Below are 13,499 nucleotides of genomic sequence, written 5' to 3'. Positions count from 1 at the left end.
ACTGACAGCTCAGTCCGTACGCCAGAGTGGAGAAGCACGAGTGTTCCAGATCCTGATGCTGACCGACGCGGACGGACCTTCGGCATCGGTGCTCCCGGCCCTCGACCTGCTCAACCACAAGGTCTCGGTCGCCCCGACGCGGACCGCGTCCGGGAGTCTGGACGGCCGGTCCCCGGACGTGGTCCTGCTGGACGGGCGCACCGATCTGATCACCGCCCGCAACCTCGCGCAGCTGCTCACGGCCAAGGGGCTGGCGGCGCCGCTGCTGATGGTGCTCACCGAGGGCGGGATGGCGGCCGTGGCCGCGAACTGGATGGTCGACGACGTCGTGCTCGACACCGCCGGCCCCGCGGAGGTCGAGGCGCGGCTGCGCCTCGCCTCCTCCCGCACGGCCGAGGTCCCCGAGGACGACACCCGCATCCGTGCGGGCTCCGTGGTCATCGACGACGCCGCCTATTCCGCGCACGTCAACGGCCAGCCCCTGAACCTGACCTACAAGGAGTTCGAGCTGCTGAAGTACCTGGCCCAGCACTCGGGTCGGGTCTTCACCCGTGCCCAGCTGCTCAGCGAGGTCTGGGGCTACGACTACTACGGCGGCACCCGCACCGTGGACGTGCACGTGCGGCGCCTGCGCGCCAAGCTGGGCGCCGACCACGAGCACCTGATCACCACGGTGCGTAACGTGGGCTACAGCTTCGCCACGACGCGGGCCCGGGAGAGCTGAGCACGACCACCCCGGTCCGCGCGCCCCACACCGTCCCGCAGGAGGTCCCCATGTCCCAGCCCGTGCCGTACGACCTCGACCGCCCGGACGTCCCGCCGGCCGAGGAGATCCTGGAGCTCGCGTCCCGCGCCGCCGCCGCGGACGGCGACCCGCCGTTCTCCGACCAGACCCTGGTGGACCTCCGCTCGGCGCAGGACGGCCGGGTCCGCACCGTCCTGGCGCGCTCTCGCGGCGGGGAGCTCCTCGGCGCGGCCGTGCGCGTGCCCGAGCCCGACGGCGCCCACCTCGTGGAGCTCGTGGTCGGCCCCGGCCACCGCGGTGCCGGGATCGGCGCGGCGCTGGCCGACGCCGTGTCCGCCGGGACCACCGGCACGGTCCGCGCCTGGGCGCACGGCGGGCACCCCGCGGCCGCCGCGCTCGCCGCCCGGCACGGACTGGCCCCCGTGCGGGACCTGCACCGGCTGCTGCGCCCGCTGCGCGGCGCGGCGGACCTGCCCCTCCCCGAGACGATGCCCGCGGGCTTCCGCCTGCGGGCGTTCGAGCCGGGCAGGGACGAGCAGGAGTGGCTGCGGGTCAACGCCGCCGCGTTCGCCGCGCACCCCGAGCAGGGCCGGATGACCCTCGACGACCTCCGGCTGCGGGAGGCGGAGCCGTGGTTCGACCCCGCCGGCTTCCTGCTCGCCGTCCGGGAGGACGACCCGGGGACCGTGGCCGGCTTCCACTGGACCAAGGTCCACGCCGGCGACGCCGAGCGCGGCCCCCTCGGCGAGGTGTACGCCGTGGGCGTGGCACCCGGGCACCAGGGCACGGGACTGGGCCGGGCGCTGACGGCCGCCGGCGTCAACCACCTGGCCCGACAGGGACTGGCCGAGGTCATGCTCTACGTGGACGGGGACAACGCCGCCGCCCTGCGGCTGTACGAGGCGCTGGGCTTCCGGCCCTGGCACCTCGACGTGATGTACGCCGGGACCCTCCCCGGCTGACCCGCCCGCCCTTCCCGCGCCCGGACCGCCCGGACCGGACACGACGAGACAGGACCGTGATGACCACGCACCAGCAGGACACCCATCAGCCCGCGCCGGCCCCGGGCGCGCCCGGCGCCCCGGCCGCCGGGCCGGAGACCGCACCCCTCGCGGGCCCCGACGAGCCCCCCGGCCCCGACGCCGCCCGGGGCCACGGGGACCGGGACCGGATCGACGACCCCGTGCCCGCGGCCCGGCAGGTGCTGGAGGGCCGGCACGGACCCGAGCGCTTCCTGGACCGCGAGGCCAGCTGGGTCGCGTTCAACTCCCGGGTCCTGGAGCTCGCGGAGGACCCGGACCTCTTCCTCCTGGAGCGGGTGCACTTCCTGTCCATCGTGGCCTCCAACCTGGACGAGTTCTTCATGGTCCGGGTGGCGGGGCTCAAGCGGCGCATCGCGACGGGCATCGCCCGGCCGGCCGCCTCCGGGCACTCCCCCGCGGAGCAGATGGCCACCATCGCCGCGCGCGCCCACGAGCTCCAGGAGCGGCACGCGCGGGCCTTCCACGACCTGGTGCGGCCCGAGCTGACCCAGCAGAACATCCACCTGGTCGGGTGGGAGGAGCTCGACGCCGCCACCCGGGAGCGGCTCACCGGGGACTTCCGCCGGCAGGTGTTCCCCATCCTCACGCCGCTGGCCGTGGACCCGGCCCACCCGTTCCCCTACATCTCCGGGCTGAGCCTCAACCTGGCCGTGATGGTCCGCAACCCGCAGTCGGGCAAGCGGCTGTTCGCCCGTGTGAAGGTCCCGGACCAGCTGCCCCGGCTGCTGTCGGTGGACGGGTCCCGGGCGTCCCGCCTGCCGAACGGCCAGGCCCGGTTCATCCCGCTCGAGGACGTCATCGCCCGGCACCTGGACGACCTGTTCCCCGGGATGGAGGTCGAGGAGCACCAGGTGTTCCGCGTGACCCGCAACGAGGACCTGGAGGTCGAGGAGGACGACGCCGAGAACCTCCTGCAGGCCCTCGAGAAGGAGCTGCTGCGCCGCCGCTTCGGTCCCGCGGTGCGCCTGGAGGTCACGGACAGCATCAGCACGGAGGTGCTCGAGCTGCTCGTCTCCGAGCTGGGCATCGACGAGTCCGAGATCTACCGGCTGCCCGCCCCGCTGGACCTGCGCGGGCTGGGGGTCATCGCCGGCATCGACCGCCCGGAGCTGCACTACTCCCGCCACGTGGCCCACACCTCCCGCTACCTCAACGCCGCGGAGACCGCCAAGGCCGCGGACGTCTTCGCCGCGACCCGGGCCCGGGACGTGCTGCTGCACCACCCCTACGACTCGTTCGCCACGAGCGTCCAGGCCTTCCTGGAACAGGCCGCCGCGGACCCGAGGGTCCAGGCCATCAAGCAGACCCTGTACCGGACCTCGGGGGACTCCCCCATCGTGGACGCGCTCATCGACGCCGCCGAGGCCGGCAAGCAGGTGCTGGCGCTCGTGGAGATCAAGGCCCGGTTCGACGAGCAGGCCAACATCTCCTGGGCCCGGAAGCTCGAGCAGGCCGGGGTGCACGTGGTCTACGGCATCGTGGGGCTGAAGACCCACTGCAAGCTCTCCCTCGTGGTCCGCCAGGAGGAGCACGGGCTGCGCCGGTACGTGCACATCGGCACCGGCAACTACCACCCCTCCACCGCGCGCTTCTACGAGGACCTGGGGCTGCTCACCTGCGACCCGGAGGTCGGGGAGGACGTCTCCCGGCTGTTCAACCAGCTCTCCGGCTACGCGCCCAAGACCACCTTCCAGCGCCTGCTCGTGGCGCCGCGCTCGGTGCGCTCCGGGCTCATCGACCTGGTCGAGGCCGAGATCCGCCACCACCGGGACGGCCGGCCGGCCCGGATCCAGGTCAAGTGCAACTCGATCGTGGACGAGGCTGTGATCGACGCCCTCTACCGGGCGTCGCAGGCAGGGGTGCCCGTCGACGTGGTGGTCCGCGGGATCTGCGCCCTGCGCCCCGGGGTGCCGGGGCTGAGCGAGAACATCCGGGTCCGCTCGGTGCTGGGCCGGTTCCTGGAGCACTCCCGGGTCTTCGCCTTCTGCAACGCCGACGAGCCCCTGGTGTACATCGGGTCGGCGGACATGATGCACCGCAACCTGGACCGCCGGGTGGAGACCCTGGTGCGGATCACGGACCCCCACCAGGCGGAGGCGCTCGTGCGGCTGCTGGCCCGCTACGTCTCGGACGCCACGGCCAGCTGGCACCTGGACGCCGAGGGCGTGTGGACCCGCCACCACCGGGACGCCGAGGGGAACCCGCTCGTGGACGTCCAGGACCACCTCCTGCGCAGCCGGGCCCTCGGCCGGCCGACGATCTAGTCGGCGGTAGCATCGTGGGGGTGCCACCCGACGGTCCGGACCGCGGGCCCCGGCACGCCCGTGCACCACGGACAGGGGACGAAAGAGGGGCCATGCCCAGGACCGCAGAGAAGACCGCCGAGCAGAGCACGGACGAGAGCACCGGCTGGGCGGGCGCGAGGACCGCCACGAAGACCGCCCCCGGGAGCAGGCGGCCCGCCGACGTGCTCGCGGCCGGGTGCCTGTGCTGGCGCCGGACGAGCGGCGGCCTGGAGGTCCTGCTCATCCACCGGCCGCGCTACGACGACTGGTCCTTCCCCAAGGGCAAGCAGGACGACGGCGAGACGCTGCCCGAGACCGCCCACCGGGAGGTCAGCGAGGAGATCGGCCTGCTCCCGCGCCTGGGGGTGCCCCTGCCCACGATCCGCTACGACGTCAAGGACGGCAGCAAGGACGTGCACTACTGGGCCGCGGAGTTCGGTCCCGGCGCGCGGCCCGAGCCCGACGGCCGTGAGGTCGACGCGGTCCGCTGGGTCGGGCCCGACGAGGCGCACCGGATGCTGACCAACCCCTCCGACCGAGAGCCGCTGGCGGCCCTCGTGGACCTGCACGAGCGCGGGGACCTCGCCACCCGCCCGGCGATCGTCGTGCGCCACGCCAAGGCGAAGCCGCGCTCGGCCTGGTCCCGGGCCGAGGGCGACCGGCCGCTGGCCGCGACCGGCAAGCGCCAGGCCCTCGCCGTGACCCGCCTGCTCCGGGCATGGTCCCCCGAGCGGGTGCTCACCTCCCCCTGGCTGCGCTGCCTGTCCACCGTGGTGCCGTACGCGCGGAAGGCCGGCGTCCCCGTGCGGGAACGCCCGCAGCTCACGGAGGCCTCCCACAAGCGCCACCCCAAGAAGGCGGCCGCCGTGGCCCAGACCATGTTCGACAAGGACACGCCCGTGGCGCTGTGCACGCACCGCCCGGTGCTGCCCACCGTCCTCAAGGTCATCGCCCGGCACGCGAGCCCCGAGCTCGCCGCGCTGCTCCCGGCCAAGGACCCGTACCTGTCCCCCGGCGAGATGATCGTGCTCCAGGTCTCCCGCCGGCACCGCCGGCGGGTGGTCTCCGTGGAGCTCGTGAAGCCCTTCGACGACTGACATCCGAAGAAGCGTCCTCCGCACCGGCGCCGCGACCCATGACCCGCGGCGCACCGTCCCGGCACGAACGACCCGCCACGAACCTCCCAGCCACGATCCTTCCCGAGGAGCCCCGCATGACCTCCCCCGACCCCGGTCCCGCCCCGGTGCCGACGCCCTACGAGGACCTCCTGCGCGAGGTCCTCGAGCAGGGCGCGCACAAGTCCGACCGCACGGGCACCGGGACGCGCAGCGTCTTCGGGCGCCAGATCCGCTTCGACCTGGCGGAGTCCTTCCCGCTGCTGACCACGAAGCGCGTGCACTTCAGGTCGCTGGCCCTCGAGCTGCTCTGGTTCCTGCGCGGGGACTCGAACGTGCGGTGGCTGCAGGAGCGCGGCGTGTCCATCTGGGACGAGTGGGCGGACCAGGACGGGGAGCTCGGACCGGTCTACGGCGTGCAGTGGAGATCCTGGCCGACTGCCGACGGCGGGTCCATCGACCAGATCGCCAAGGTCGTGGAGCAGATCCGCACGAACCCCGACTCGCGGCGCCACGTGGTGACCGCGTGGAACCCCGCCGAGGTGGACGAGATGGCCCTGCCGCCGTGCCACGCCCTGTTCCAGTTCTACGTCGAGCCCCGGGAGGACGGGCCGGGCCGGCTGTCCTGCCAGCTGTACCAGCGCTCCGCGGACATGTTCCTGGGCGTGCCCTTCAACATCGCCTCCTACGCCCTGCTCACCGTGATGATCGCCCAGCAGACCGACCTCGAGCCCGGGGAGTTCGTCTGGACCGGCGGGGACTGCCACGTCTACGACAACCACGTGGCGCAGGTCCGCGAGCAGCTCTCCCGGGAGCCCTACCCCTATCCTCGGCTGCGGCTCGCCCGGCGGCCGGCCACCGTCTTCGACTACGAGTTCGAGGACTTCGAGGTCCTCGGCTACCGCCACCACCCGGCGATCAAGGCCCCGGTGGCCGTATGACCGGCGCGCCGGACCGGGCCCGCCCGTCCGCCCCCACCGGGACGGTGGGGGCGATCTGGGCGCAGACCGCCGACGGCGTCATCGGCCGCGCCGGGGCGATGCCGTGGTCGCTGCCGGAGGACATGGCCTTCTTCCGGAGCACGACGACCGGCCACCCCGTGATCATGGGCCGTCGCACCTGGGAGTCCTTCCCGGAGCGCTTCCGGCCCCTGCCCGGGCGGACCAACATCGTCATCACCTCCTCCCCCGAGCGGGTGGACCGGGACGCGGCTCCCGGCGCGGTGCTGACCGCGTCCTCGTACGCCGAGGCCGTGCGCCTGGCCCGGGCGAGCCCGGGCGCCGAGCGCATCTGGGTGATCGGCGGCGGCGAGGTCTACCGGCAGGCCCTCGAGGACGCCGAGCACCCCGTGACGGAGGCGCTCGTGACCGTCATCGACCTCGACAGCGACGGGGACACCCACGCCCCGGAGCTCGACGACGCATGGGCCACCGAGCCGGTCGTGGGCCCGTCGGTGTCCCGCACCGGCCTGGGGTACCGGATCGACCGGCGCACGCGCGACCGGGGCGGGCCCGGCGGAGCGGCGGCGGTTCCGGTGGCCCGGCGGCTCCGGTAGCGTGAGCTGCACCACGACCAGGAGGACCACCGTGACCGATCGGCACCCCGACCCCACGATCCGGGACGACGAGCAGCTGCGCGTCGTGAAGAACACGGACCTCGACCGCTACGAGCTGTGGCGGGGGGAGCAGTTCATCGGCTTCGAGGGCTTCCAGGACCACGAGGACGGCACGGTCGAGCTCCAGCACACCATCATCGGTGAGCAGTTCGGCCGGCAGGGCTATGCGCGCACCCTCGTCACGCTCCTGCTCGACGGCTTCCGGGAGCAGGGCGTCGCGGTGCGCCCCACGTGCACCTACGTCCAGGACTACCTCCACCGCTTCCCGCAGTACGGGGACCTGGTGATGCCCGGCCTCGAGCTGCCGCCGGCGCAGAAGGTGAAGGAGAAGCGGCGGCGCTGGGCCCTCCACCGCGCCCAGTAGACTGGGGGCCATGACTTTTCGCTCGGGTGATTCGGTAGGGTTCGTCGGCTGGCGGGGCATGGTGGGCTCCGTGCTCATGCAGCGCATGCAGGAGGAGGAGGACTTCGGGGGGATCACCCCGGTGTTCTTCTCCACCTCCAGCGCCGGCCGCCCCGCCCCGTCGTTCGCCGGGGACGCCGGCACGCTCCAGGACGCCTACGACCTCGAGACCCTGGCGAAGCTGCCGATCATCGTCACCGCGCAGGGCGGGGACTACACCAAGGACGTGCACGGGAAGCTGCGCGCCGCCGGCTGGGACGGGCTGTGGATCGACGCCGCCTCGACCCTGCGGATGAACGACGACGCGATCATCGTCCTCGACCCCGTCAACCGGGACGTCATCGACCGCGGTCTCGCGAGCGGCGTGAAGGATTTCGTGGGCGGCAACTGCACGGTCTCCTGCCTGCTCGTGGGGCTCGGCGGGCTGTTCCGCAACGACCTCGTGGAGTGGGCCACGTCGATGACCTACCAGGCAGCCTCGGGCGGCGGGGCCCGGCACATGCGCGAGGTGCTGGCGCAGTTCGGCGAGCTCCACGGGGTCGCCGCGGACGAGCTGGCCGACCCCGCCTCCGCGATCCTGGACATCGACCGCAAGGTGCTCGCCGCCCAGCGCGGCGACGCCCTCGACACCTCGATGTTCGGCGCGCCCCTGTCCGGCTCCCTCATCCCGTGGATCGACGCCGACCTCGGCAACGGGCAGTCCCGCGAGGAGTGGAAGTCCGCGGCCGAGACCAACAAGATTCTGGGCCGCACGGACCGGTACGCCCAGGACTGGGTGCCCATGGACGGGCTGTGCGTGCGGATCGCCACGATGCGCTCGCACTCCCAGGCCCTCACCGTCAAGCTGCGGGAGGACCTGCCCGTGGACGAGATCGAGCGGATCATCGACGCCGACAACGAGTGGGCCACCGTGGTGCCCAACACCAAGGAGGACTCGATGCGGGACCTCACCCCCGTGGCGACCTCCGGCACCCTGGACATCCCTGTGGGCCGGATCCGGAAGCTCACCATGGGCCCGGGCTACATCAGCGCCTTCACCATCGGCGACCAGCTGCTGTGGGGCGCGGCCGAGCCGCTGCGCCGCATGCTGCGCATCGCCACCGGCACCCTGTAGCCGGTGGCGGACACCTCGATCCCGCCGGGGCTGTCGCTCGACGCGGGTGACGCGCGCCCGCCCTCCGAGCAGCTCAGGCACCGGGTGCAGCAGGGCCGCGCGGACGGCACCCTGCCCGCGGGCACCCGGCTCCCGCCGGTGCGGCGGCTCGCCGAGGCGCTCGGTCTCGCCGCCGGCACCGTGGCCAAGGCCTACCGCGAGCTCGAGGCCGCCGGGGTCATCGAGACGCGGGGCCGTCAGGGCAGCTTCGTGCGCGCCGCGGACCGGACCGAGGAGCTGGCGGTGCAGGCCGCCCGTCGCTACGCGCACGAGATCGCGGACCTCGGGCTCTCGGCCGAGCAGGCCCTGGAGCTGGTGGCCGCGCAGCTGCGCCGCTCCGGCTGACCCGGAGCGCACGGTCCCGCCTCAGGCGCCCGGGGCCCGCAGGTGACGGGGACCGAGCACGAGGTTGCCCGGCCCCGCGAGGGCCCGACGGTGGCGCCCCTCGGCCGTGCGGGCCAGCCACCACCGCCAGCCGCGCATTACCAGCCGCTTGGCGCGCTGGTTGAGCCGGTGCGCCCAGTGGAACTCGGTGCCCAGGACACCGAGACCCAGGAAGATTGCGAGCCACCCCGGACCGGGGAGGACGAGCATCGCGATCCCCAGCAGCACGAGGGTCACCCCGACGATCGTGACGACCGTCTTGTAGACGATGCGCAACAGCGGGTGATGGACGGTCCAGCGCCGGAAGCGCCGGAGGCCGCGGCGCACCCGGCCCTCGGAGCTCTCCCCCTGGGCGATCTCCTCCTCGAGGCTGCTCACGGCCGCCGCCTCAGACCGCCGTGCCCACGATGACGGGCTCGGCGACGAGGTCAACCCCGTAGACGGTCGCGACGCCGTCGCGCACCGTCCGGGCCAGCGCCATGAGGTCCTGGGCGGTCGCGCCGCCGCGGTTGGTCAGGGCGAGCGTGTGCTTGGTCGACAGCGAGGCGCGGCCCCCGGCGACCGCGTCGCCGTCGAGGTCCAGGAGCTCGTTGCGGGTTCCGGGCAGACCGAAGCCCTTGCCGAAGCCCGCGTGGTCGATGAGCCACGCGGCCGAGAGCTTGACCCGGTCCTCGAGCGGGCGCCCCGCGGCGTCCACCACGGGGAAGCGGGGGGCGTCGGCGGGCAGCCGCTCCCCCAGGGCGTCCGCCCGGAGGATGGGGTTCGTGAAGAACGATCCGGTGCTGTAGGTGTCGCGGTCGTCCGGGTCGAGGACCATGCCCTTGCCCGCGCGCAGGGCCAGGACGGTCTCCCGCACCCGCGCCAGCGGGGCGCGCTCCCCCACCTGGACACCGAGCCGGCGGGCGAGCTCGCCGTAGCGCACCGGGGCGCTCTCGGTGCCGTGCTCGAGCCGGAACCGCACCGCGAGCACCACGTGGCGCGGCGAGCCGGCCACCGTGCTGCGCTTGAGGGCCGAGTCCCGGTAGGAGAACGCCAGGTCGGCGGGGGTGAACTCCCGCACGCGCCGCTCCTGGCGGTCCCAGGCCCGCACCAGTTCGACGGTCTGGGCCACCTCCTGGCCGTAGGCCCCCACGTTCTGCACCGGGGTGGCGCCCGTGGTGCCGGGGATCCCGGACAGGGCCTCGATGCCCACCAGCCCTTCGGCCACGGCCTGCGCGACCAGCTCGTCCCACGAGTGGCCGGCCTGGACCTCCAGGAGGGCGGTGCCGGGATCGTCGGTGAGGACCTCGACGCCGCGCGAGAGCACGTGCACCACGGTGCCCGCGAACCCGGCGTCGGCCGCGATGAGGTTGGAGCCGCCCCCGACCACGAGCACGTCCCGCCCCGCGGCGTCGGCCGCCGCGACGGCGTCGACGACCGCCTGCTCGGACTCTGCCCGCACGTAGTGGTGGGCGGGCCCGCCCACGGCGGCGGTCGTGAGGTCTGCGATGCGAGGGGACGTCATGGCGAGCAGTTTATCGGGCGGTCCGCGGCGCCCCGGCCGGGACTCACGCCAGCCGCACCACGGCCTGGGCCTTGACCAGCACCTTCAGCGGGGCGGCGGTCGCCGGGTCGGCTCCCTCCGTGGCGAGGTCGGGGGCGGTCACCGTGAGGTCGACGCGCACGGTGCGGGCGTCGTCGTCGAGGGCGCCGACCTTCCCGGAGACAGTGAGGGCCGTGGAGGCCTCGACCGCGGTCCCGAACCGGTTGGGGACGACCACCGGCTTGGTGAAGCGCGTCTGGTAGTCGACCACCGCGCCCGGGTCGCCGACCCAGTCGGTCACGAGCTGCACGGCGGCGCCCATCGTGAGCATCCCGTGGGCGATGACGTCGGGCAGGTCCACGGAGCGGGCGAACTCCTCGTTCCAGTGGATCGGGTTGAGGTCCCCGGAGGCCCCCGCGTACCGGACCAGGTCCGCGCGGGAGAGCTCGATGCGGCGCTGCCCGATCTCCTGGCCCTTCTCGAGGCTGTCGAAGGCGATGCTCACGGTCACTGGTCCTCTCCTCGCACGAGCAGGGACGACACCGCGGTGGCGACGTGCTCGCCGTCCGCGGCGCGGATCTCGGCGCGGGACGTCACCATCGCGCCGGAGCCCATGGCCCGGACCTGGTCCACGTGCAGCTCGGCCACGAGCTCGTCCCCGGCGACGATCGGGCGGTGGTGGGTGAAGCGCTGGTCGGCGTGGACCACGCGGGAGAAGTCGATGCCGGCCTCGGGGTCGGCGATCAGCGCGGCGTCGGCGCGCTGGGCCACCACGATCGCGAAGGTGGGGGGCGCCACGAGGTCGGGGTGGCCGAGGGACCGGGCCGCCTCGACGTCGTGGTGTGCGGGGTGGCCGGCCTGGACGGCGCGGGCGAAGTCGCGGATCGCCTCCCGCCCGACGCTGTAGGGCTCGGCCGGCGGGTAGGTCCGCCCGACGAGATCGGGGTTCACGGGCATGGCAGCTCCTCGCTCGACGGGGCCGCGCGCAGGCGGCGGGAATTCGACCAGTCTACGGTGGCGCTCCCGGCCCGCGCGGCGGCGCAGCCCGGTGCACGTACACTCCTGACCCATGGACCTCATGGACGTGGGCCGGATCGTCGTCGGGCTGGTGCTCCTGGTGGCGGGCGGGGAGCTCCTGGTGCGGGGGGCGTCCGCGCTCGCCCGGCGGGTCGGCATCTCCTCCCTCGTGGTCGGGCTCACCGTGGTCTCCGCGGCCACGTCCGCGCCGGAGCTGGCCGTCACCGTCGGGGCCGTGCTGCGCGACGAACCGGGCCTAGCGGTGGGCAACGTGGTCGGCAGCAACATCGTCAACGTCCTGCTCATCCTCGGGCTCTCCGCACTCGTCCTTCCCCTCGCCGTGAAGCAGCGGCTGGTGCGCTTCGACCTGCCCCTGATGGTCGTCCTGTCGATCGGGCTGCTGCTCGTGTCCCTCGACGGGCGGATCAGCGCGGTGGACGGGTCGATCCTCCTCTCGGCCGTGGTGGTGCACACGGTGCTGACGGTCGTGGTCAGCCGGCGCGGGGCCCGCGTCCCCGCGGCAGCTCCACCCGGTGGCCGCGGAGCGGGCGACGCCGCCGGCGGTGCCGAGGACGCCGGGACCGAGGACGATCCGTCCCCGGCCTCGGTCCCCCGCTCCGTGCTGCTCGTGGTGCTGGGGATCGCCTCGCTGGTCGTCGGCGCCACTCTGCTCGTCGAAGGCGCGGTGTACATCGCCACCACCCTGGGGGTGAGCAGTCTGGTGGTCGGACTGACCGTGGTGGCCCTCGGAACATCGTTGCCCGAGCTGGCGACCTCCGTCATCGCCGTGCGCCGCGGCGAGCGCGATCTGGCCGTGGGCAACGTGGTGGGCAGCAACATCTTCAACATCGGGGTGGTGCTCGGCCTGCCCGCGCTGATCTCTCGCGAGGGCATCCCCGTGTCCAGTGCCGCGGTGGCCTTCGACCTCCCCGTGATGCTCGCCGCCGCGGTCGCTCTGCTGCCCATTGCGTTCACCGGGTTCGCGGTGGCCCGCTGGGAGGGCGCGCTCTTCGTGGGCCTGTACCTGGCCTACACCGCCTACGTCGTCCTCGCCGCCACCGCCCACGATGCGCTGGAGGGGTTCACCGCGGCCATGGCCTGGTTCGTGCTGCCGCTGCTCGCGGTGACCTTGGTCGCCTTCACGGCCTACGAGATCGGGCTGCGCCGGGGCCGCCGGGGTCCCGGGCTCTCGCCGTGACCACTCCGCCCGGCGGGACCCGTCGGGTCCCGCCGGGGCGGGAGCCGGAACGCATCGCGCCCGGGGACGACAAAAGCCCGTGACCGGAAGGTCACGGGCTTTTCGCCGTAGCGGTGGACGGGCTCGATCCGTCGACCTCACGATTATGAGTCGTGCGCTCTAACCAGCTGAGCTACACCGCCAGAGGGATGGGACACCGCGGCTGACGGCCTTGACGGCCGGGCCACGGGATCTCATCACGAGAGCCCCGACCGGGAATCGATCCCGGGACCTCCATCTTACCAAGATGGCGCTCTACCACTGAGCTATCGGGGCAACGACGAAGACTCTACCAGCACGTTTCGGCAGAACCAAAATCGCCGGACACCCCCGTCCGGCACTCGCGGGGCCGTCCCGTCGACCCTGGTCGGGAGCGGTTTTCGGGCCCGGCGGCGCCGTTCCCGCCCGCCGGTGCCCCGGCCGGGGGCAGGCGCGGCGGGCCCCGGCGCTCAGTCGTCCCGGTCGTCGTCCAGGTCGTCGTCCAGGTCGTCGCCGCGGTCGTCGTCCCGGGCGTCGTCGCGGTCGTCGTCGAGGGGGGCGGGCTGCACGGGCAGCGGGACCTGCGCCGGCGGAGCGGGGACGGGTGCGGCCGGCGGGACGGGGTCGGGTGCCACCGCCGGAGGGAGCGGGGCCGGCGGCTGCTCGACGGGCGGGACCGGCGTGCCGGAGTCCCGTCCGCCCCGGGCACCCGTCCCCGGGGCGTCCTCCCCCGCGCCCGTGGAGCCGGTGGAGCCGGTGGAGGACGGTGACGACGACGGGGCCTCGGCGCGCCGGACGGTGCCGGGCGACGGGTCCGGCACGGGGGTGCCGCTCACCGAGACGCCGTCGCGCACGACCTCCACGCGGTCCGTGCCGCTCGCCGCGTTCCACAGCAGGAGCGCCAGTCCCGCGACGACCAGGAGGGAGACTGCCGACCAGAGGATCCTCATGCCCCCCAGTGTCCCGGAACCGGTTGAGGGGGGCATGAGAACATGAGAGCC

15 protein-coding genes and 2 tRNA genes are annotated in these 13,499 nt (G+C 73.8%); 10 read left to right on the top strand and 7 right to left on the bottom strand.

Annotated elements, in window-relative coordinates; genetic code table 11:
- Nucleotides 1–40: 40 nt before the first annotated feature.
- The 9 genes from ACFYE3_RS02985 (at nt 41) to ACFYE3_RS02945 (ending at nt 8,704) form a co-directional block, all read left to right on the top strand.
- A complete protein-coding gene (locus ACFYE3_RS02985; RefSeq protein ID WP_387605068.1) occupies nt 41–724 on the top strand; it encodes a response regulator transcription factor in 684 nt (227 codons plus the stop codon).
- A 50-nt stretch (nt 725–774) separates the two neighbouring features.
- Nucleotides 775–1,707: a mycothiol synthase gene (gene mshD / locus ACFYE3_RS02980; RefSeq protein WP_387605069.1), complete on the top strand. Its 933-nt coding sequence runs from the start codon at nt 775–777 to the stop codon at nt 1,705–1,707.
- 59 nt (nt 1,708–1,766) lie between these two features.
- Complete coding sequence (locus tag ACFYE3_RS02975) at nt 1,767–4,052, top strand: RNA degradosome polyphosphate kinase (protein WP_387605070.1); 2,286 nt, start codon at nt 1,767–1,769, stop codon at nt 4,050–4,052.
- A 92-nt stretch (nt 4,053–4,144) separates the two neighbouring features.
- Complete coding sequence (locus ACFYE3_RS02970) at nt 4,145–5,170, top strand: NUDIX hydrolase (RefSeq protein ID WP_387605071.1); 1,026 nt, start codon at nt 4,145–4,147, stop codon at nt 5,168–5,170.
- A 116-nt stretch (nt 5,171–5,286) separates the two neighbouring features.
- Nucleotides 5,287–6,129, top strand: a complete 843-nt coding sequence (locus ACFYE3_RS02965) for a thymidylate synthase (protein ID WP_387605072.1) — start codon at nt 5,287–5,289, stop codon at nt 6,127–6,129.
- Entirely contained in the window at nt 6,126–6,743 is a 618-nt protein-coding gene (locus ACFYE3_RS02960) for a dihydrofolate reductase (RefSeq protein WP_387605073.1), read from the top strand. Before ACFYE3_RS02965 ends, ACFYE3_RS02960 begins: the two co-directional genes overlap by 4 nt.
- Nucleotides 6,744–6,774: 31 nt before the next feature.
- A complete protein-coding gene (locus ACFYE3_RS02955) occupies nt 6,775–7,167 on the top strand; it encodes a GNAT family N-acetyltransferase (RefSeq protein ID WP_387605074.1) in 393 nt (130 codons plus the stop codon).
- Between the two features lie 10 nt (nt 7,168–7,177).
- Nucleotides 7,178–8,320 carry an aspartate-semialdehyde dehydrogenase gene (asd, locus tag ACFYE3_RS02950; RefSeq protein ID WP_387605075.1) on the top strand — a complete coding sequence of 381 codons (1,143 nt, stop codon included), beginning with the start codon at nt 7,178–7,180 and terminating at the stop codon, nt 8,318–8,320.
- A gap of 3 nt (nt 8,321–8,323) precedes the next feature.
- Nucleotides 8,324–8,704 carry a GntR family transcriptional regulator gene (locus ACFYE3_RS02945; RefSeq protein WP_387605076.1) on the top strand — a complete coding sequence of 127 codons (381 nt, stop codon included), beginning with the start codon at nt 8,324–8,326 and terminating at the stop codon, nt 8,702–8,704.
- A 21-nt stretch (nt 8,705–8,725) separates the two neighbouring features.
- Here ACFYE3_RS02945 and ACFYE3_RS02940 read toward each other — a convergent pair whose 3' ends face one another.
- Genes ACFYE3_RS02940 through ACFYE3_RS02925 form a run of 4 tightly spaced genes read right to left on the bottom strand, consistent with a single transcriptional unit; the run spans nt 8,726 to nt 11,222 of the window.
- Nucleotides 8,726–9,121, bottom strand: a complete 396-nt coding sequence (locus ACFYE3_RS02940; protein WP_387605077.1) for a PGPGW domain-containing protein — start codon at nt 9,119–9,121, stop codon at nt 8,726–8,728.
- 10 nt (nt 9,122–9,131) lie between these two features.
- On the bottom strand, nt 9,132–10,247 hold the full coding sequence (locus tag ACFYE3_RS02935) for a UDP-N-acetylmuramate dehydrogenase (protein ID WP_387605078.1): 1,116 nt from the start codon (nt 10,245–10,247) through the stop codon (nt 9,132–9,134).
- A 43-nt stretch (nt 10,248–10,290) separates the two neighbouring features.
- The gene (locus tag ACFYE3_RS02930; RefSeq protein WP_387606006.1) at nt 10,291–10,770 is read right to left on the bottom strand and encodes a MaoC family dehydratase; all 480 of its coding nucleotides are present in this window, start codon (nt 10,768–10,770) and stop codon (nt 10,291–10,293) included.
- A 2-nt stretch (nt 10,771–10,772) separates the two neighbouring features.
- The gene (locus tag ACFYE3_RS02925) at nt 10,773–11,222 is read right to left on the bottom strand and encodes a MaoC family dehydratase N-terminal domain-containing protein (protein WP_298586249.1); all 450 of its coding nucleotides are present in this window, start codon (nt 11,220–11,222) and stop codon (nt 10,773–10,775) included.
- 112 nt (nt 11,223–11,334) lie between these two features.
- Between ACFYE3_RS02925 and ACFYE3_RS02920 the strand changes: the two genes are divergently transcribed.
- The gene (locus ACFYE3_RS02920; protein ID WP_387605079.1) at nt 11,335–12,480 is read left to right on the top strand and encodes a calcium/sodium antiporter; all 1,146 of its coding nucleotides are present in this window, start codon (nt 11,335–11,337) and stop codon (nt 12,478–12,480) included.
- Nucleotides 12,481–12,588: 108 nt separating this feature from the next.
- On the opposite strand, the gene ACFYE3_RS02915 is transcribed toward ACFYE3_RS02920, so the two are convergent.
- The 3 genes from ACFYE3_RS02915 to ACFYE3_RS02905 all read right to left on the bottom strand — a co-directional run bounded on the left by ACFYE3_RS02915 (nt 12,589) and on the right by ACFYE3_RS02905 (nt 13,448).
- A tRNA-Met gene (locus ACFYE3_RS02915) sits at nt 12,589–12,662 on the bottom strand.
- A 61-nt stretch (nt 12,663–12,723) separates the two neighbouring features.
- Nucleotides 12,724–12,795: transfer RNA gene (locus tag ACFYE3_RS02910), tRNA-Thr, on the bottom strand.
- 173 nt (nt 12,796–12,968) lie between these two features.
- Nucleotides 12,969–13,448, bottom strand: a complete 480-nt coding sequence (locus tag ACFYE3_RS02905) for a hypothetical protein (protein WP_387605080.1) — start codon at nt 13,446–13,448, stop codon at nt 12,969–12,971.
- Nucleotides 13,449–13,499 lie beyond the last annotated feature (51 nt).

The organism is Kocuria arenosa (assembly GCF_042879215.1).
GTDB lineage: Bacteria > Actinomycetota > Actinomycetes > Actinomycetales > Micrococcaceae > Kocuria > Kocuria arenosa.
This window is presented reverse-complemented; position numbering and strand designations above follow the sequence as displayed.

What these genes read in the sequence shown, in the direction of transcription:
- mshD (WP_387605069.1), top strand. Translation starts at nt 775, where the DNA reads ATGTCCCAGCCCGTGCCGTACGACCTCGACCGCCCGGACGTCCCGCCG.
- ACFYE3_RS02975 (WP_387605070.1), top strand. Translation starts at nt 1,767, where the DNA reads ATGACCACGCACCAGCAGGACACCCATCAGCCCGCGCCGGCCCCGGGC.
- ACFYE3_RS02970 (WP_387605071.1), top strand. Translation starts at nt 4,145, where the DNA reads ATGCCCAGGACCGCAGAGAAGACCGCCGAGCAGAGCACGGACGAGAGC.
- ACFYE3_RS02965 (WP_387605072.1), top strand. Translation starts at nt 5,287, where the DNA reads ATGACCTCCCCCGACCCCGGTCCCGCCCCGGTGCCGACGCCCTACGAG.
- ACFYE3_RS02960 (WP_387605073.1), top strand. Translation starts at nt 6,126, where the DNA reads ATGACCGGCGCGCCGGACCGGGCCCGCCCGTCCGCCCCCACCGGGACG.
- asd (WP_387605075.1), top strand. Translation starts at nt 7,178, where the DNA reads ATGACTTTTCGCTCGGGTGATTCGGTAGGGTTCGTCGGCTGGCGGGGC.
- ACFYE3_RS02935 (WP_387605078.1), bottom strand. Translation starts at nt 10,247, where the DNA reads ATGACGTCCCCTCGCATCGCAGACCTCACGACCGCCGCCGTGGGCGGG.
- ACFYE3_RS02925 (WP_298586249.1), bottom strand. Translation starts at nt 11,222, where the DNA reads ATGCCCGTGAACCCCGATCTCGTCGGGCGGACCTACCCGCCGGCCGAG.
- ACFYE3_RS02920 (WP_387605079.1), top strand. Translation starts at nt 11,335, where the DNA reads ATGGACCTCATGGACGTGGGCCGGATCGTCGTCGGGCTGGTGCTCCTG.
- ACFYE3_RS02905 (WP_387605080.1), bottom strand. Translation starts at nt 13,448, where the DNA reads ATGAGGATCCTCTGGTCGGCAGTCTCCCTCCTGGTCGTCGCGGGACTG.